General features: G+C 71.1%; 18 protein-coding genes. 16 read left to right on the plus strand and 2 right to left on the minus strand.

The window, feature by feature from the left end; all coding sequences use genetic code 11:
- The first annotated feature begins 10 nt into the window (after positions 1-10).
- The 13 genes from ACZ42X_RS16955 to ACZ42X_RS17015 all read left to right on the plus strand — a co-directional run bounded on the left by ACZ42X_RS16955 (position 11) and on the right by ACZ42X_RS17015 (position 13,072).
- Positions 11-724, plus strand: a complete 714-nt coding sequence (locus ACZ42X_RS16955; RefSeq protein WP_468290002.1) for an N-acyl homoserine lactonase family protein — start codon at positions 11-13, stop codon at positions 722-724.
- 11 nt (positions 725-735) lie between these two features.
- A complete protein-coding gene (locus ACZ42X_RS16960) occupies positions 736-1,275 on the plus strand; it encodes a hypothetical protein (RefSeq protein ID WP_361428867.1) in 540 nt (179 codons plus the stop codon).
- Positions 1,276-1,459: 184 nt separating this feature from the next.
- On the plus strand, positions 1,460-2,308 hold the full coding sequence (gene pdxS, locus ACZ42X_RS16965) for a pyridoxal 5'-phosphate synthase lyase subunit PdxS (protein WP_468290173.1): 849 nt from the start codon (positions 1,460-1,462) through the stop codon (positions 2,306-2,308).
- 13 nt (positions 2,309-2,321) lie between these two features.
- Positions 2,322-2,915 (plus strand): pyridoxal 5'-phosphate synthase glutaminase subunit PdxT, encoded by a 594-nt coding sequence (gene pdxT, locus ACZ42X_RS16970; protein ID WP_468290006.1) that lies wholly within the window; start codon positions 2,322-2,324, stop codon positions 2,913-2,915.
- A gap of 62 nt (positions 2,916-2,977) precedes the next feature.
- On the plus strand, positions 2,978-3,730 hold the full coding sequence (locus tag ACZ42X_RS16975) for a YebC/PmpR family DNA-binding transcriptional regulator (RefSeq protein ID WP_344362458.1): 753 nt from the start codon (positions 2,978-2,980) through the stop codon (positions 3,728-3,730).
- Positions 3,731-3,843: 113 nt separating this feature from the next.
- The gene (ruvC, locus tag ACZ42X_RS16980) at positions 3,844-4,383 is read left to right on the plus strand and encodes a crossover junction endodeoxyribonuclease RuvC (RefSeq protein WP_361428862.1); all 540 of its coding nucleotides are present in this window, start codon (positions 3,844-3,846) and stop codon (positions 4,381-4,383) included.
- Entirely contained in the window at positions 4,380-4,991 is a 612-nt protein-coding gene (gene ruvA / locus ACZ42X_RS16985) for a Holliday junction branch migration protein RuvA (RefSeq protein ID WP_468290010.1), read from the plus strand. The genes ruvC and ruvA overlap by 4 nt, the downstream gene beginning before the upstream one ends.
- Positions 4,992-5,011: 20 nt before the next feature.
- Positions 5,012-6,100: a Holliday junction branch migration DNA helicase RuvB gene (ruvB, locus tag ACZ42X_RS16990; RefSeq protein WP_468290013.1), complete on the plus strand. Its 1,089-nt coding sequence runs from the start codon at positions 5,012-5,014 to the stop codon at positions 6,098-6,100.
- 176 nt (positions 6,101-6,276) lie between these two features.
- Positions 6,277-6,756 (plus strand): preprotein translocase subunit YajC, encoded by a 480-nt coding sequence (yajC, locus tag ACZ42X_RS16995; protein WP_468290015.1) that lies wholly within the window; start codon positions 6,277-6,279, stop codon positions 6,754-6,756.
- Positions 6,757-6,909: 153 nt separating this feature from the next.
- Entirely contained in the window at positions 6,910-8,682 is a 1,773-nt protein-coding gene (gene secD, locus ACZ42X_RS17000; protein ID WP_468290017.1) for a protein translocase subunit SecD, read from the plus strand.
- Between the two features lies 1 nt (position 8,683).
- Complete coding sequence (gene secF / locus ACZ42X_RS17005) at positions 8,684-9,799, plus strand: protein translocase subunit SecF (protein WP_468290020.1); 1,116 nt, start codon at positions 8,684-8,686, stop codon at positions 9,797-9,799.
- Positions 9,796-10,341 (plus strand): adenine phosphoribosyltransferase, encoded by a 546-nt coding sequence (locus ACZ42X_RS17010; RefSeq protein ID WP_468290023.1) that lies wholly within the window; start codon positions 9,796-9,798, stop codon positions 10,339-10,341. Before secF ends, ACZ42X_RS17010 begins: the two co-directional genes overlap by 4 nt.
- Positions 10,342-10,579: 238 nt before the next feature.
- Positions 10,580-13,072: a RelA/SpoT family protein gene (locus tag ACZ42X_RS17015; protein WP_468290026.1), complete on the plus strand. Its 2,493-nt coding sequence runs from the start codon at positions 10,580-10,582 to the stop codon at positions 13,070-13,072.
- A 63-nt stretch (positions 13,073-13,135) separates the two neighbouring features.
- On the opposite strand, the gene ACZ42X_RS17020 is transcribed toward ACZ42X_RS17015, so the two are convergent.
- Together ACZ42X_RS17020 and ACZ42X_RS17025 are read right to left on the minus strand one after the other, a co-directional pair.
- Positions 13,136-14,365, minus strand: a complete 1,230-nt coding sequence (locus tag ACZ42X_RS17020) for a DUF349 domain-containing protein (protein ID WP_468290029.1) — start codon at positions 14,363-14,365, stop codon at positions 13,136-13,138.
- Between the two features lie 212 nt (positions 14,366-14,577).
- Positions 14,578-15,354 (minus strand): peptidylprolyl isomerase, encoded by a 777-nt coding sequence (locus ACZ42X_RS17025; RefSeq protein WP_468290032.1) that lies wholly within the window; start codon positions 15,352-15,354, stop codon positions 14,578-14,580.
- A gap of 167 nt (positions 15,355-15,521) precedes the next feature.
- On the opposite strand from ACZ42X_RS17025, the gene ACZ42X_RS17030 reads away from it, so the two are divergent.
- The 3 genes from ACZ42X_RS17030 (at position 15,522) to ACZ42X_RS17040 (ending at position 18,276) form a co-directional block, all read left to right on the plus strand.
- Entirely contained in the window at positions 15,522-16,229 is a 708-nt protein-coding gene (locus ACZ42X_RS17030; protein ID WP_468290035.1) for an MBL fold metallo-hydrolase, read from the plus strand.
- 13 nt (positions 16,230-16,242) lie between these two features.
- On the plus strand, positions 16,243-17,505 hold the full coding sequence (hisS, locus tag ACZ42X_RS17035) for a histidine--tRNA ligase (RefSeq protein WP_468290038.1): 1,263 nt from the start codon (positions 16,243-16,245) through the stop codon (positions 17,503-17,505).
- A gap of 144 nt (positions 17,506-17,649) precedes the next feature.
- Positions 17,650-18,276 (plus strand): vitamin K epoxide reductase family protein, encoded by a 627-nt coding sequence (locus tag ACZ42X_RS17040; RefSeq protein WP_468290041.1) that lies wholly within the window; start codon positions 17,650-17,652, stop codon positions 18,274-18,276.
- Positions 18,277-18,284: the final 8 nt, after the last annotated feature.

An 18,284-nucleotide genomic window follows, 5' to 3' on the forward strand; every position in this document is an offset into this window, starting at 1 on the left:
CATGGACGGCATGGGACAGCACACCGCCATCGAACGGCTCGACCTCGGGTACTTCATCCGCCCCGCCGCCGAGGCGGGCACAGCGCACCCGCGCGTCGAGCCCGTGCTCGCGTACCTCGTACGGCACGAGGCCGGACTCCTGCTCTTCGACACCGGCCTCGGCTCCGGCGACCCCGAGGCCGAGGCGCACTACCGGCCCCGCCGCAAGGACCTCGGTGCCGCGCTCGCGGCGAGAGGCGTGAGCACGGACGACATCGCCCTCGTCGTGAACTGCCACCTCCACTTCGACCACTGCGGCGGGAACCCGCTCCTCGCGGGCCGCCCCGTTCTCGTCCAGCGCGGCGAGCTCGCCACCGCCCGCGCCGGGGACTACACCATCGACGCGCTCGTCGACTTCCCCGGCGCGCGCTACGAGGAGCTCGACGGCGAGGCCGAGATATGGCCGGGAGTCCGGGTCGTCCCGACGCCCGGGCACACGGCCGGGCACCAGTCCCTGGTGGTCTCCGGACACGAAGGCACCACGGTGCTGGCGGGGCAGGCGTACGACTTCGCCTCGGAGTTCGCATCCGACGAGATGGCCCGCCGCGCCCGCGCCGAGGGGGCCGAGGAGTTCGAGGGCCGCTACCGGCCCTGGCTGGACCGGCTCGCGGAGTTCGAGCCGAGCCGCGTCCTCTTCGCGCACGACCGCTCGGTGTGGGAAGGGCACATGCCGGCGCCCCGGTAGCCTGTGCGCCCGTGATCGAAACCCTCATCTGGATCGTCGTCGGCCTGGTCGCGATCGGTCTCTACCTGAGCTGGACCGCGGGCCGGCTCGACCGGCTGCACGCCCGGATCGACGCCGCCCGCGCCGCGCTCGACGCCCAGCTCGTACGGCGCGCCTCCGTCGCCCAGGAGCTGGCCACCTCCAAGGTGCTGGACCCGGCGGCGTCGATCGTGCTGTACGAGGCGGCGCACGCGGCCCGGCAGGCCGAGGAGGAGCACCGCGAGGTCGCCGAGAGCGAGCTGAGCCAGGCGCTGCGCGCCGTGTTCGGGGAGCCGGAGCAGGTCGAGGTGGTGCGGGACGCACCCGGCGGCGAGGAGGCGGCCCTGGAGCTCGCGGCGGCGGTGCGGCGGGTGCCGATGGCCCGGCGGTTCCACAACGACGCCGTACGGGCGGCGCGCGCGCTGCGCAGGCACCGCACGGTGCGCTGGTTCCGGCTGGCGGGCCACGCGCCGTTCCCGATGGCGTTCGAGATGGACGACGAGCCCCCCGTGGCACTCGCGGACCGGCCGTAACCAGGTCACCCACGCGAAAACGAGCCACCGGCTCACTATTGGCCCTTGATGTGGACTGGCCGGGGCGGGTTTCCTCACTGTTGTCGAAAACCCCCTGTTCTTTCGAGTGAGGTCCCTCGTGTCCAGCACGCTCCCCACCACCCCGCAGTCCCCCGAGACCGGCACCGCCCGCGTGAAGCGCGGCATGGCCGAGCAGCTCAAGGGCGGCGTGATCATGGACGTGGTCAACGCCGAGCAGGCGAAGATCGCCGAGGACGCCGGCGCCGTCGCGGTCATGGCCCTGGAGCGGGTCCCCGCCGACATCCGCAAGGACGGCGGCGTGGCCCGGATGTCCGACCCGAACATGATCGAGGAGATCATCGACGCGGTCTCCATCCCGGTCATGGCCAAGTCCCGCATCGGCCACTTCGTCGAGGCCCAGGTCCTGCAGTCCCTCGGCGTCGACTACATCGACGAGTCCGAGGTCCTCACCCCGGCCGACGAGGTCAACCACTCCGACAAGTGGGCCTTCACCACCCCCTTCGTCTGCGGCGCCACCAACCTCGGTGAGGCCCTGCGCCGCATCGCCGAGGGCGCGGCCATGATCCGCTCCAAGGGCGAGGCCGGCACCGGCAACGTCGTCGAGGCCGTCCGCCACCTGCGCCAGATCAAGAACGAGATCGCCAAGCTGCGCGGCTTCGACAACAACGAGCTGTTCGCCGCCGCCAAGGAGCTGCGCGCCCCGTACGAGCTCGTCAAGGAGGTCGCCGAGCTCGGCAAGCTGCCGGTCGTGCTGTTCTCCGCCGGTGGCGTCGCCACCCCCGCCGACGCCGCGCTGATGCGCCAGCTCGGCGCCGAGGGCGTCTTCGTCGGCTCCGGCATCTTCAAGTCGGGCGACCCGGCCAAGCGCGCCGCCGCCATCGTGAAGGCCACCACCTTCTACGACGACCCGAAGATCATCGCCGACGCCTCCCGCAACCTGGGCGAGGCCATGGTCGGCATCAACTGCGACACCCTCCCCGAGGCCGAGCGCTACGCGAACCGCGGCTGGTAAGGCACACAACACCATGAGCAACACCCCCGTGATAGGCGTCCTGGCCCTCCAGGGCGACGTACGGGAGCACCTGATCGCCCTGGCCGCGGCGGACGCCGTGGCCAGGCCGGTCCGGCGCCCCGAAGAGCTCGCCGAGGTCGACGGCCTGGTCATCCCCGGCGGCGAGTCCACCACCATCTCCAAGCTGGCCGTGCTCTTCGGGCTCATGGAGCCCCTGCGCGAGCGCATCAAGGCGGGCATGCCCGTCTACGGCACCTGCGCCGGCCTGATCATGCTCGCCGACAAGATCCTCGACCCGCGCTCGGGCCAGGAGACCCTCGGCGGCATCGACATGATCGTGCGGCGCAACGCCTTCGGGCGGCAGAACGAGTCCTTCGAGGCGGGCGTCGAGGTCGCCGGCGTCGACGGCGGGCCCGTGGAGGGCGTCTTCATCCGCGCCCCCTGGGTCGAGTCGGTCGGCGCCCAGGCCGAGGTCCTCGCCGAGCACGACGGCCACATCGTCGCCGTACGGCAGGGCAACGCGCTCGCCACGTCGTTCCACCCCGAACTGACGGGCGACCACCGCGTCCACGGTCTGTTCGTCGAGATGGTGCGCGCCGCGCGCTGAACCGATCCCGGTAGGATCTCTGGGGTTCGTTCTGAAATGGGTTACGCGAAGGAGACAGGCAGATGTCCGGCCACTCTAAATGGGCTACGACGAAGCACAAGAAGGCCGTGATCGACGCCAAGCGCGGCAAGCTCTTCGCGAAGCTGATCAAGAACATCGAGGTCGCCGCCCGCACCGGCGGCGGCGACCCGGACGGTAACCCCACGCTCTACGACGCCATCCAGAAGGCGAAGAAGAGCTCCGTCCCGAACAAGAACATCGACTCCGCGGTCAAGCGCGGCGCCGGCCTGGAGGCCGGTGGCGCCGACTACGAGACGATCATGTACGAGGGTTACGGCCCGAACGGCGTCGCGGTGCTCATCGAGTGCCTCACCGACAACCGCAACCGCGCCGCCTCCGACGTCCGCGTCGCCATGACCCGCAACGGCGGCTCGATGGCCGACCCGGGCTCGGTGTCGTACCTGTTCAACCGCAAGGGCGTCGTCATCGTCCCCAAGGGCGAGCTGACCGAGGACGACGTGCTCGGCGCGGTCCTGGACGCGGGTGCCGAGGAGGTCAACGACCTCGGTGAGAGCTTCGAGGTCCTCAGCGAGGCCACCGACCTGGTCGCGGTCCGCACCGCCCTCCAGGAGGCCGGCATCGACTACGACTCGGCCGACGCCAACTTCGTCCCGACCATGCAGGTCGAACTGGACGAGGAGGGCGCGCGCAAGATCTTCAAGCTGATCGACGCCCTGGAGGACAGCGACGACGTGCAGAACGTCTTCGCCAACTTCGACGTCTCCGACGACGTCATGGCGAAGGTCGACGCCTGACCGACGTACGCACGCACGCACGCGACGGGCCGACGGGACACACACCGTCGGCCCGTCGCGTTGTCAGTGCCACCCGATAGCCTGCACAAACAGATTGACGAAGGAGGGGTGGCGTGCGCGTTCTCGGGGTGGACCCAGGGCTGACGCGGTGCGGTGTCGGTGTCGTCGAAGGCGTCGCCGGCCGTCCGCTGACGATGCTCGGCGTCGGTGTCGTGCGCACACCGGCCGACGCGGAGACCGGTCACCGGCTGGTCGCCATCGAGCGCGGCATAGAGGAGTGGCTCGACGAGCACCGCCCCGAAATGGTCGCCGTGGAGCGTGTCTTCAGCCAGCACAACGTCCGTACGGTCATGGGCACGGCCCAGGCCAGCGCCGTCGCCATCCTGTGCGCCTCGCGCCGCGGACTGCCCGTCGCCCTGCACACCCCCAGCGAGGTCAAGGCCGCCGTCACCGGCAGCGGTCGCGCCGACAAGGCGCAGGTCGGCGCCATGGTGACCCGCCTCCTGCGGCTCGACGCCCCGCCGAAACCGGCCGACGCCGCCGACGCCCTCGCCCTCGCCATCTGCCACATCTGGCGGGCCCCCGCCCAGAACCGGCTCCAGCAAGCCGTCGCCGCCCACCGGGCCATGACCGTGAAAGGCCGTACCGCATGATCGCCTTCGTGAGCGGCCCCGTCGCCGCGCTCGCCCCGACCACCGCCGTGATCGAGGTCGGCGGCGTCGGCATGGCCGTCCAGTGCGCGCCGAACACCATCGCCGGCCTGAAGGTCGGTCAGGAAGCCCGCCTCGCCACCTCGTTGGTCGTCCGGGAGGACTCCCTCACGCTGTACGGCTTCGCCGACGACGACGAGCGCCAGGTCTTCGAGCTGCTCCAGACCGCCAGCGGCGTCGGCCCGCGCCTCGCCCAGGCCATGCTCGCCGTGCACAGCCCCGACGCGCTGCGCGCCGCGGTCGCCTCCGGCGACGAGAAGGCGCTCACCGCCGTCCCCGGCATCGGCAAGAAGGGCGCCCAGAAGCTGCTGCTGGAGCTCAAGGACCGGCTCGGCGAGCCCCTCGGCTTCGTACCCGCCGCCCGCGCCGCGACGGCCACCCGCTCCTGGAGCGACCAGCTGCACGCCGCCCTGATCGGCCTCGGCTACGCCACGCGCGAGGCCGACGAGGCGGTCGCGGCCGTCACCCCGCAGGCCGAGGCGGCCGGCGGCGAGCCGCAGATCGGCCAGCTCCTCAAGGCCGCGCTCCAGACCCTCAACCGCACCCGCTGACCCCGCGAGGCATTCGAACTGTGAACTGGGACGACACCGCACCCCCGGCCGACGACCCCGCGACCGACCCCGCCGAGCGGCTGGTCGGCGCGGCCGCCGACGGCGAGGACCAGGCCGTCGAGGCCGCCCTGCGCCCCAAGTCGCTGGACGAGTTCGTGGGCCAGGAGCGGGTGCGCGAGCAGCTGGACCTGGTGCTCAAGGCGGCCCTCGCGCGCGGGGCCACCGCCGACCACGTGCTGCTCTCCGGCGCCCCCGGCCTCGGCAAGACCACCCTCTCCATGATCATCGCCGCCGAGATGGGCGCCCCCATCCGGATCACCTCCGGCCCCGCCATCCAGCACGCCGGCGACCTCGCCGCGATCCTCTCCTCCCTCCAGGAGGGCGAGGTCCTCTTCCTCGACGAGATCCACCGGATGTCCCGGCCCGCCGAGGAGATGCTCTACATGGCGATGGAGGACTTCCGCGTCGACGTCATCGTCGGCAAGGGCCCCGGCGCCACCGCCATCCCGCTGGAGCTGCCGCCCTTCACCCTGGTCGGCGCCACCACCCGGGCCGGACTGCTGCCGCCCCCGCTGCGCGACCGCTTCGGCTTCACCGCCCACATGGAGTTCTACGCCCCGAGCGAGCTGGAGCGGGTCGTCCACCGCTCCGCCCGGCTGCTCGACGTCGAGATCGAGGCGGACGGCGCCGCCGAGATCGCCGGCCGCTCCCGCGGCACGCCCCGCATCGCCAACCGCCTGCTGCGCCGCGTCCGCGACTACGCCCAGGTCAAGGCCGACGGCGTGATCACCCGCGAGATCGCCGCCACCGCGCTCGCGGTGTACGAGGTGGACGGCCGCGGCCTCGACCGGCTCGACCGGGCGGTGCTGCAGGCGCTCCTCAAGCTCTTCGGCGGCGGCCCGGTCGGTCTGTCCACGCTCGCCGTCGCCGTGGGCGAGGAGCGCGAGACCGTCGAGGAGGTCGCCGAGCCCTTCCTCGTACGGGAGGGGCTGCTGGCCCGTACGCCCAGGGGGCGGGTCGCGACGCCCGCCGCGTGGGCCCACCTCGGGCTCGTACCGCCGCAGGCCCACGGGCCGGGAAGCGGACAACAGGGGCTGTTCGGGGCGTGACGGCGAGGTCACTCGCCGGGCCCGGAACCACGGTGCCATGCTGGGCGTTGTTCCAATGATGCGGACTCGCCTAGACTCCGCCGATGCCGACCCTTCGGTCGGCGTACCCACCCCCGAAGACCAGGCCGCGGCCGACCCCGACGCCGACCGCGACCGTGCGAAGGATTTGTCGTCCCGTGGATATCGTGACCCTTCTCCCGTTCATCGTCCTCATCGGGGCCATGTTCCTGATGACCCGCTCCGCCAAGAAGAAGCAGCAGCAGGCAGCGGCGATGCGCAACCAGATGCAGCCCGGCTCCGGCGTGCGGACGATCGGGGGGATGTACGCCACCGTCAAGGAGGTCGGCGAGGACACCGTCCTCCTCGAGGTCGCCCCGGGCGTCCACGCCGTCTACGCGAAGAACGCGATCGGCGCCGTCCTCGAGGACGAGGAGTACAACCGCATCGTCCACGGCGACACCGGCACCGACGCCGAGGCCGATGAGGCCGTCGTCCCGGACGACATCTCCTCGCTCACCGAGGGTGACAAGATCGACCTCGGCAAGAAGGACGCGGCCGACGACGCCGGGACCGCTCCCGAGGCGATCGACGCCACCAAGGACGCCAAGGACGCCAAGACCGACGACAAGAGCGACGGCGACACCGACGCGAAGTAAGGCTGGCATCATCCGGGGACCGCGTGACGCCGCGCAGCGGCGTACCGCGGTCCGCGCGTCCGTGCCGACACACGCGGGGGAATCCCCACACCACTTCGTGGCCGCCTCGACGCTCACCCGGCGCGTGGCGGTTGGACAGGGAGAAACGAGAAGGTGGCAGCACCCAAGAAGGGCAGAGGGCAGACGACGGGGGGCCAGGGCAGGCCAGGGCGTGCCCTGGCCCTGATCCTGATCGTCATGGGCGCCCTGATCGGCGGGATGTTCGCGTCGGGTGACCTCACCCCGCGCCTGGGCATCGACCTCGCCGGCGGCACGAGCATCACGCTCAGGGCGGAGAACCAGCCCGGCAAGCCGGACTCCATCAACAACACCAACATGCAGACCGCGATCGGCATCATCGAACGCCGCGTCAACGGTCTGGGTGTCTCGGAGGCGGAGGTCCAGCAGCAGGGCGAGCGGCACATCATCGTCAACATCCCCAAGGCGACGGACTCCAAGCAGGCCCGCGAGCAGGTCGGCACCACCGCCCAGCTGTACTTCCGGCCGGTGCTCACCGCCGCCGGCAGCGGCCCCATCGAGGAGCCGCCCGCCGCGAGCGGCTCCCCGAGCCCCAGCGCCAGCCCCAGCGGCAAGGCCACGCCCAGCGGCAAGGCGACCCCCTCGCCCAGCGCCACCACTCAGGGCCGCGCCGTCCCGGACGCCCTGAAGAAGGCCCCCTCGCCGTCGGCGACCCCCTCCGGCAAGCCGGCCCCGTCCGGTAGCCCCACCGGCAGCCCGTCCGGCACCCCGCAGCCGTCCGGCTCCGCCGACGCGGGCGCCGCCGGCCTGGAAGCGCAGTTCGCCGCGCTGGACTGCCGCCCCAAGGGCGAGAACAAGGAAGTGCCCAACCCGGCGCGCAACGCCGACCCGGCCAAGCCCACCGTGGCCTGTGGCAGCGAGGGCGACGCCAAGTACATCCTCGGCCCGTCCGAGGTCGAGGGCACGGACGTCGACGAGGCCAAGGGCGTCCTCGACCCGAGCCGCGGCATCTGGATCGTCCAGCTCGGCTTCACCGACAAGGGCGCCAAGAAGTTCGCCGCCACCACCGGCAAGCTCGCCTCGCAGGCCCCGCCGCAGAACCAGTTCGCGATCATGCTCGACGGCCAGGTGGTCTCCGCCCCGTCCGTCAACAGCGTCATCGGCGGCGGCAGCGCCGAGATCACCGGCAGCTTCAACCAGGACACCGCCACCGACCTGGCCAACATCCTGTCCTACGGCGCGCTCCCGCTCTCCTTCGAGGAGGAGAGCGTCGACACCGTCAGCCCGGCGCTCGGCGGTGAGCAGCTCATGGCCGGCCTGATCGCCGGCGCCATCGGCCTCGCGCTCGTCGTGATCTACCTGGTGGTGTACTACCGGGGCCTGGCGCTCATCGCGCTCCTCAGCCTCCTGGCCTCCGCGGTCCTCACCTACGCCCTGATGTCGCTCCTCGGCCCGGCCATCGGCTTCGCGCTGAACCTGCCGGCCGTCTGCGGCGCCATCGTCGCGATCGGTATCACCGCGGACTCGTTCATCGTGTACTTCGAACGCATCCGTGACGAGATCCGCGAGGGCCGCACGCTCCGCCCGGCCGTCGAGCGGGCCTGGCCGCGCGCCCGGCGCACCATCCTCGTCTCCGACTTCGTGTCGTTCCTCGCCGCCGCGGTGCTGTTCATCGTGACCGTCGGCAAGGTGCAGGGCTTCGCGTTCACGCTCGGCCTGACGACCCTCCTCGACGTCGTCGTCGTGTTCCTCTTCACCAAGCCGCTGATGACGCTGTTCGCCCGGACGAAGTTCTTCGGCAGCGGCCACGCGTGGTCGGGACTGGACCCCAAGCGCCTCGGAGTCAAGCCTCCGCTGCGTCGCTCGCGCCGTTCCGCCTCCGCGACCATCGACCCGAAGGAGGCGTGAGATGTCACGACTCGGCACCCTCGGCGCCCGCCTGTACCGCGGTGAGGTCGGTTACGACTTCGTCGGCAAGCGGATGCTCTGGTACGGCGTCTCCATCCTGATCACCATCACGGCCATCGCCGGGCTGCTGATCCAGGGCCTCAACATGGGCATCGAGTTCAAGGGCGGCGTGGTCATCACCACCCCCAAGACCTCGGTCTCCGTCGCCGAGGCCAGGGACGCCACCGCGGAGGTCTCCGGCCACACCCCGATCGTCCAGGAGCTGGGCAACGGCGGCCTGCGCATCCAGATCAGCGACGTGGACACGGCCCAGGCCGACAAGATCGCCACGGCGCTCGCCGACGACCTGAAGGTCCCCGTGGACCAGCTCAACGCCCAGCAGGTCGGTCCGAGCTGGGGCGAGCAGATCGCCAACAAGGCCTGGACGGGCCTCGGCGTCTTCATGGTGCTCGTGGTGATCTACCTGGCGATCGCCTTCGAGTGGCGCATGGCGCTCGCCGCGCTGATCGCCCTGATCCACGACCTCACCATCACGGTCGGCATCTACGCCCTGGTCGGCTTCGAGGTCACGCCGGGCACCGTGATCGGTCTGCTCACGATCCTCGGTTACTCCCTCTACGACACCGTCGTCGTCTTCGACGGTCTCAAGGAGGCGTCGAAGGACATCACCAAGCAGACGCGCTGGACGTACAGCGAGATCGCCAACCGCAGCCTCAACAGCACGCTGGTGCGCTCCATCAACACCACCGTGGTGGCGCTGCTGCCGGTCGCGGGCCTGCTCTTCATCGGCGGCGGCTTCCTGGGCGCCGGCATGCTGAACGACATCTCGCTGTCGCTCTTCGTCGGCCTCGCCGCCGGTGCGTACTCCTCGATCTTCATCGCCACGCCGCTGGTCGCCGACCTCAAGGAGCGCGACCCGCAGATGAAGGCGCTGAAGAAGCGCGTCCTGGCCAAGCGGGCCGCCGCCGCCAAGGGCGAGTCCGCCTCCGCCGACGCCACGGACGGCGGCGGCGAGCCGCAGGACGGCGCGGACCAGGACGGCGACGACGCGACGCCCGCCGGGGCCGTCGTCGGCCAGCGCCGTCAGCCGACCCGCGGCCGGGGGAAGAGGCGATGACCGACAGCAGCACGCAGGAACTCCTGCTCAGCCGCATCCGGGACGTCCCGGACTACCCCAAGCCGGGCGTGGTCTTCAAGGACATCACCCCGCTGCTCGCCGACCCGAAGGCGTTCCACGCCCTCACCGGCGCGCTGGCCGAGCTCTGCGTCCGCAGCGGCGCCACCAAGATCGTCGGCCTGGAGGCGCGCGGCTTCATCCTCGCCGCGCCGGTCGCCGTCACCGCGCAGCTGGGCTTCATCCCCGTCCGCAAGGCGGGCAAGCTGCCCGGGGCCACGCTCAGCCAGGCGTACGACCTGGAGTACGGCTCCGCCGAGATCGAGGTGCACGCCGAGGACCTCCTCCCCGGTGACCGCGTGATGGTCATCGACGACGTCCTCGCCACCGGCGGCACCGCCGAGGCCGCGCTGGAGCTCATCCGGCGGGCCGGCGCGGAGGTCGCGGGCGTCGCCGTCCTCATGGAGCTCGGCTTCCTGGGCGGCCGGGCCCGCCTGGAGCCCGCCCTGGGCGGCGCGCCGCTGGAGGCGCTCATCACGCTCTGACCGCGCGAGGCAGGCACGTACGACGGGCGCCCGGGGACCACCCCCGCGGCGCCCGTCGTCGTACCCGCCACGTGTAGCCGCCACCTGTACCCGCGCCCGTTCCCGCGGCGGTCCCGCGGCGGTCTCGTACCCGCCGTCCCTACCCGCCCCCAACCGCGTGAAGCACCCGGCCGCCCGGGTCGATACCATGGGTGTCCGGGCTCGACCGGGGGACCCGGGACCCGCACGAGGAGCGCTCTTGCCAGACGAGGCCCAGCCACTCTCCGCCGCGAAACCCGACCAGCGGGCCGACCAGGCCGCGGCGACCCCAGCCACGCCCCAGAACCGGAACGAGCCCGCGGAGGGCGCGCCCAGGCCCCCGGCCACCCCGCAGCGCTCCTCCGGCCCGGCCTCCGTCTCGGCCCCGAAGCCCACCACGCCCGCCGCCGCCCGCTCCGGCGGCTCCTCCAACCGCGTCCGCGCCCGCCTCGCCCGGCTCGGCGTGCAGCGCTCGTCGCCGTACAACCCGGTCCTGGAGCCCCTGCTGCGCATAGTCCGCAGCAACGACCCGAAGATCGAGACGTCGACCCTCCGCCAGATCGAGCGCGCCTACCAGGTCGCCGAGCGCTGGCACCGCGGCCAGAAGCGCAAGAGCGGCGACCCGTACATCACGCACCCGCTCGCCGTCACCACCATCCTCGCCGAGCTCGGCATGGACCCCGCGACGCTGATGGCGGGCCTCCTCCACGACACCGTCGAGGACACCGAGTACGGCCTGGAGCAGCTGCGCAAGGACTTCGGCGACCAGGTCGCCCTCCTCGTCGACGGCGTCACCAAGCTCGACAAGGTCAAGTTCGGCGAGGCCGCCCAGGCCGAGACCGTCCGCAAGATGGTCGTCGCCATGGCCAAGGACCCGCGCGTCCTCGTCATCAAGCTCGCCGACCGCCTGCACAACATGCGCACCATGCGCTACCTCAAGCGCGAGAAGCAGGAGAAGAAGGCGCGCGAGACCCTGGAGATCTACGCGCCGCTCGCCCACCGCCTGGGCATGAACACCATCAAGTGGGAGCTCGAGGACCTCGCCTTCGCGATCCTCTACCCCAAGATGTACGACGAGATCGTCCGCCTCGTCGCCGAGCGCGCCCCCAAGCGCGACGAGTACCTCGCCACCGTCATCGACGAGGTCCAGTCCGACCTGCGCGCCGCACGCATCAAGGCGACCGTCACCGGCCGCCCGAAGCACTACTACAGCGTCTACCAGAAGATGATCGTCCGCGGCCGTGACTTCGCGGAGATCTACGACCTGGTGGGCATCCGCGTCCTCGTCGACACGGTCCGCGACTGCTACGCCGCCCTCGGCACCGTCCACGCGCGATGGAACCCGGTCCCCGGCCGGTTCAAGGACTACATCGCGATGCCGAAGTTCAACATGTACCAGTCGCTCCACACGACGGTCATCGGCCCCAACGGCAAGCCCGTCGAGCTGCAGATCCGCACCTTCGACATGCACCGCCGCGCCGAGTACGGCATCGCCGCCCACTGGAAGTACAAGCAGGAGGCCGTCGCCGGCGCCTCCAAGGTGCGCACCGACGTACCGAAGAAGGCCGGCAAGGACGACCACATCAACGACATGGCGTGGCTGCGCCAGCTGCTCGACTGGCAGAAGGAGACCGAGGACCCCAGCGAGTTCCTGGAGTCCCTGCGCTTCGACCTCTCCCGCAACGAGGTCTTCGTCTTCACCCCGAAGGGTGACGTCATAGCGCTGCCCGCCGGGGCGACGCCCGTCGACTTCGCGTACGCCGTCCACACCGAGGTCGGCCACCGCACCATAGGAGCGCGGGTCAACGGGCGGCTCGTCCCGCTGGAATCCACCCTCGACAACGGCGACCTGGTGGAGGTCTTCACCTCCAAGGCCGCGGGCGCCGGACCCTCCCGCGACTGGCTGGGCTTCGTCAAGTCGCCCCGGGCCAGGAACAAGATCCGCGCCTGGTTCTCCAAGGAGCGCCGCGACGAGGCGATCGAGCAGGGCAAGGACGCCATCGCGCGCGCCATGCGCAAGCAGAACCTGCCGATCCAGCGCATCCTCACCGGCGACTCGCTGGTCACGCTCGCGCACGAGATGCGCTACAGCGACATCTCCTCGCTGTACGCGGCGATCGGCGAGGGCCATGTCACCGCCCAGTCCATCGTCCAGAAGCTGGTGCAGGCGCTCGGCGGCGAGGAGGCCGCCAGCGAGGACATCGCCGAGTCGGCGCCGCCGAGCCGCGGCCGCGGCAAGCGCCGCACCAAGGCCGACCCGGGCGTCGTGGTCAAGGGCGTCGAGGACGTCTGGGTCAAGCTGGCCCGCTGCTGTACGCCGGTGCCGGGCGACCCGATCATCGGCTTCGTCACCCGCGGCAGCGGCGTATCGGTTCACCGCGCCGACTGCGTCAACGTCGACTCGCTCTCGCAGCAGCCCGAGCGGATCCTCGACGTCGAGTGGGCGCCGACCCAGTCGTCCGTCTTCCTGGTCGCCATCCAGGTCGAGGCGCTGGACCGCTCCCGGCTCCTCTCGGACGTCACCCGGGTGCTGTCCGACCAGCACGTCAACATCCTCTCGGCGGCCGTCCAGACCTCCCGGGACCGCGTCGCCACCTCCCGCTTCACCTTCGAGATGGGCGATCCCAAGCACCTGGGCCACGTCCTGAAGGCGGTGCGCGGCGTGGAGGGCGTGTACGACGTCTACCGCGTCACCTCGGCCCGCCGGCCGTGATGACGTAACGGAAGATGGCCCCGACCACGGTCGGGGCCATCTTCCGTTACGCGATAGCGGGTGTCAGCCGCCGAACTCCTGCAGACCCTTCAGCGCCTGGTCCAGCAGCGCCTGCCGGCCCTCCAGCTCACGCGACAGCTTGTCGGCCTTGGCATCGTTGCCCGCCGCCCGGGCCGCGTCGATCTGCTTCTTCAGCTTGTCGACCGCGTCCTGGAGCTGCCCCGTCAGACCCGCCGCACGCGCGCGTGCCTCCGGGTTCGTACGCCGCCACTCGGTCTCCTCGGCCTCCTGGATCGCCCGCTCCACGGCGTGCATCCGGCCCTCGACCTTCGGGCGGGCGTCACGCGGTACGTGGCCGATGGCCTCCCAGCGCTCGTTGATGGCCCGGAAGGCCGCGCGGGCCGCCTTCAGGTCCGTCACCGGCACCAGCTTCTCGGCCTCGCCGGCGAGCTCCTCCTTCAGCTTGAGGTTCTCGGCCTGCTCGGCGTCACGCTCCGCGAAGACCTCGCTGCGCGCCGCGAAGAAGACGTCCTGGGCGCCGCGGAAACGGTTCCACAGCTCGTCCTCGTGCTCGCGCTGGGCGCGGCCCGCCGCCTTCCACTCCGCCATCAGCTCCCGGTAGCGGGCGGCCGTGACACCCCAGTCCGTGGACCCGGAGAGCGCCTCCGCCTCGGCGACCAGCTTCTCCTTGACCTTGCGGGCCTCCTCGCGCTGCGCGTCCAGCGACGCGAAGTGCGCCTTGCGCCGCTTGGAGAACGCCGACCGGGCGTGCGAGAAGCGGTGCCACAGCTCGTCGTCGGACTTCCGGTCGAGCCGGGGCAGGCCCTTCCAGGTGTCCACCAGCGCGCGCAGCCGCTCGCCCGCGGCCCGCCACTGCTCGCTCTGGGCCAGCTCCTCGGCCTCGACGACCAGCGCCTCCTTGGCCTTGCGGGCCTCGTCGGTCTGCTTGGCCTTCTGGGCCTTGCGCTGCTCGCGCCGCGCCTCGACCGTCTCGACCAGCTGGTCCAGCCGCTTGCGCAGCGCGTCGAGGTCACCCACGGCGTGGTGCTCGTCCACCTGCTGACGGATGTGGTCGATCGCGGCCATCGCGTCCTTGGCCGACAGATCGGTGGTCTTCACCCGCTTCTCGAGGAGGCCGATTTCGACCACCAAGCCCTCGTACTTGCGCTCGAAGTAGGCCAGCGCCTCCTCGGGAGAACCGGCCTGCCACGATCCGACGACCTGCTCGCCGTCGGCTGTACGCACGTACACGGTGCCCGTCTCGTCGACGCGGCCCCACGGGTCGCTGCTCACAGCGCCTCCTCCACATGATGCCGACGAGGGCGGTCACCCCCGGGCATCGTCCACAGTTCCCTGACGGGCCTCGCCCGCCCTCCACAACGCGACAGTCGAGTTCGCGCTGCACAACGCCAATCTAGGCGACCGGCCGCCCGGCTGTCCGCACTCAGCGCGACCGAAATTCGGCAGTTCACGCGCCACTCCGCCCCGGGCGGGGGCGACGGGCCTCACGCCTTGCCGACGGTGGCCTTCTCGATGGTCACGGCCTTCTTCGGCGCGCCGTCCGTGGTGCCGCCTTCGACCCCGCCCTTGGCGATCTCCTGGACGGCCTTCAGGCCGGCCGCGTCCATCGTGCCGAAGGGGGTGAACTGCGGGGGCAGCTTGGTGTCCTTGTAGACCAGGAAGAACTGGCTGCCACCGGTGTTCGGCTGCATGGTGTTGGCCATCGCCACCGTCCCGGCGGGGAAGGTCACCGTGCCGTCCGCGCCCGCCTTGCCCAGCGCGGTCAGGTTCTCGTCCGGGATGGTGTAGCCCGGGCCGCCCGTGCCGTCGCCCTTCGGGTCGCCGCACTGGAGCACGAAGATGCCCTGGGTGGTGAGGCGGTGGCACGTGGTGCCGTCGAAGTACTTCTTGTCCGCGAGGTGCTTGAACGAGTTCACCGTGCGCGGGGTCTTCGCCGCGTCCATGGCGATCTTGACGTCGCCGTGGTTCGTGGTGAGCGCCATCGTGTACTTCGCCTTGGCGTCGATGGTCATCTTCGGCTCCGGCGCGGAGCTCTCGCTCGCCGACGGCGACGGCAGGTCGACCGGCTTCTTCGCGTCCGCGGCGGACTCGGAGCGGAAGTTGGTGTACGCCCCGGCACCGACCACCAGCACCGCGACGACCGAGGCGATGATGACCGTGTTGCGGCGCTTGGCCTTCTTGCGGGCCTCCTCACGGCGCTTCATCTGCCGCTCGTACTTCTCCCTGGCGAGCTGGCGCCGCCGCTGATCGCTGCTGACCACCGGGTGTTTCTCCTTGTCGGTTGTCGGTCGGTTGTCGGCCGTCCGTCCGTTCCCACCTGTCCTGGCGGAGCGTGCCCGTACCGTATACGGGTTGGCTGTGGAATGAGCAGCGCCGGTAGGCTCTGATCTGCTGCATTCTTCCGCCGGACGACTTTTTAAGGACGATCGTGCTCATTGCCGGGTTCCCCGCCGGGGCCTGGGGGACCAATTGCTACCTGGTCGCCCCCGCCGCGGGCGAGGAGTGCGTGATCATCGACCCGGGCCACCAGGCCGCCCAGGGAGTCGAGGAGACGCTCAAGAAGCATCGGCTGAAGCCCGTCGCCGTCGTGCTGACCCACGGCCACCTCGACCACGTCGCCTCCGTCGTCCCGGTCTGCGGCGCCCATGACGTACCCGCGTGGATCCACCCCGCCGACCGGTACATGATGAGCGACCCGGAGAAGGCCCTCGGCCGCTCCATCGGGATGCCGCTGATGGGGGAGCTGACGGTGGGGGAGCCGGACGACGTCCACGAGCTCACCGACGGGGCGAAGCTGAGCCTGGCGGGTCTGGAGCTGACCGTGTCGCACGCGCCCGGCCATACCAAGGGGTCGGTGACCTTCGGCATGCCCGAGGCGGCGGACATCCCGCCCGTCTTCTTCTCGGGCGACCTGCTGTTCGCCGGCTCCATCGGACGCACCGACCTGCCGGGCGGTGACATGGACGAGATGCTCGCGTCGCTGGCCCGCGTGTGCCTGCCGCTCGACGACTCGACCGTGGTGCTGTCCGGCCACGGCCCCCAGACGACCATCGGCCGCGAGCGCGCCACCAACCCGTACCTGCGGGAGGTGGCGGCCGGCCAGGGAGCGGGCCCCGCTCCCCGACGAGGAATGTGACGAGAGAACTTCCGTGAGTACTTTCCAGGCCCCCAAGGGCACGTACGACCTGCTTCCGCCCCGCTCGGCGATCTTCCTCGCTGTACGCGAGGCCATCTCCGCGCCGCTGAAGAACTCCGGCTACGGCTACGTCGAGACGCCCGGCTTCGAGGACGTCGAGCTGTTCGCCCGCGGTGTCGGCGAGTCCACCGACATCGTCACCAAGGAGATGTACACCCTCACCACCAAGGGCGGTGCCAACCTCGCGCTGCGCCCTGAGGGCACCGCCTCCGTGCTGCGCGCGGCACTCCAGGGCAACCTCCACAAGGCGGGCAACCTCCCCGTCAAGCTCTGGTACTCCGGCTCGTACTACCGCTACGAGAACCCCCAGGCCGGCCGCTACCGCCACTTCTCGCAGGTCGGTGCCGAGGCGATCGGCGCCGAGGACCCGGCGCTCGACGCCGAGTTGATCATCCTCGCCGACCAGGCGTACCGCTCGCTGGGCCTGCGTGAGTTCCGCATCCTGCTGAACTCGCTCGGCGACAAGGAGTGCCGCCCGGTCTACCGCGAGGCCCTCCAGGGCTTCCTGCGCGACCTCGACCTCGACGAGGACACCCGCCGCCGCGTGGAGATCAACCCGCTGCGCGTCCTCGACGACAAGCGCGCCGAGGTCCAGAAGCAGCTGGTCGGCGCCCCGCTGCTGCGCGACCACCTGTGCGACGCGTGCAAGGCGTACCACGAGCAGGTGCGCGAGCTGCTGACGGCGGCGGGCGTCGCCTTCGAGGACGACGAGAGGCTGGTGCGCGGGCTGGACTACTACACGCGCACCACCTTCGAGTTCGTCCACGACGGCCTGGGCTCCCAGTCGGCGGTCGGCGGCGGCGGCCGCTACGACGGCCTCTCCGAGATGATCGGCGGTCCCGCCCTGCCGTCCGTCGGCTGGGCGCTCGGCGTCGACCGCACGGTCCTCGCCCTGGAGGCGGAGGGCATCACGCTCGACCTGCCGGCCACCACCAGCGTCTACGCCGTGCCGCTGGGCGACGAGGCGCGCCGGACCCTGTTCGGCATCGTCACCGAGCTGCGCCGGGCCGGGGTCGCGACCGACTTCGCGTACGGGGGCCGGGGTCTGAAGGGCGCCATGAAGATGGCCAACAGGAGCGGCGCCCGGTACGCGCTCGTCGCGGGCGAGCGCGACCTGGCCGACGGTGTGGTCCAGCTCAAGGACATGGAGTCCGGCGAGCAGGAGGCGGTCGCGCTGGACGCGGTCGTCGAGGTCCTCCAGGCCCGCTACGCCTGACACGACCGAACACGCAGGGTCGTGGAGGCGGGGACCGGTGACCGACCGGTCCCCGCCTCCCTTATGTCCACCGAACGGCGGACGGTGGCCCGCGTGCGGCAAAATGACCCCTGCCCACCAGCCTCCGAACGATGGAACGGCGATATGACGACTGCGACGGTTCACGACGGGTCCCCGGACTCCCGGACGGGCACGGGTACGGGGGCGAGCCGGGCCTTCGCGTGGATGCTGGTGGTCACGGGCGCGGCGGGGCTGCTCGCGGCGTGGGTGATCACGCTGGACAAGTTCAAGCTGCTGGAGGACCCGAACTTCACGCCGGGGTGCAGCCTGAACCCGGTCGTCTCCTGCGGCAACATCATGAAGAGCGAGCAGGCGTCGGCCTTCGGCTTCCCGAACCCGATGCTCGGCCTGGTCACGTACGCCATGGTGATCGCCATCGGCGTCGCCCTGCTCGCCGGTGCCCGCTACCGCCGCTGGTACTGGCTCGGGCTGAACGCGGGCACGCTCTTCGGCGTCGGCTTCTGCATGTGGCTGATGTACCAGTCGCTGTACGAGATCAACGCGCTGTGCCTGTGGTGCTCGCTGGCGTGGATCGCGACCATCGTCATGTTCTGGTACGTGACCTCGCACAACGTCCGCAACGGGCTGCTGCCCGCGCCCCGCGCGCTGCGCGGTTTCTTCGACGAGTTCACGTGGGTCCTGCCGGCCGTCCACATCGGGATCATCGGGATGCTGGTCCTGACCCGCTGGTGGGACTTCTGGACCAGCTGACGTGAGCC

It is taken from the genome of Streptomyces sp. NPDC030862 (assembly GCF_055571835.1).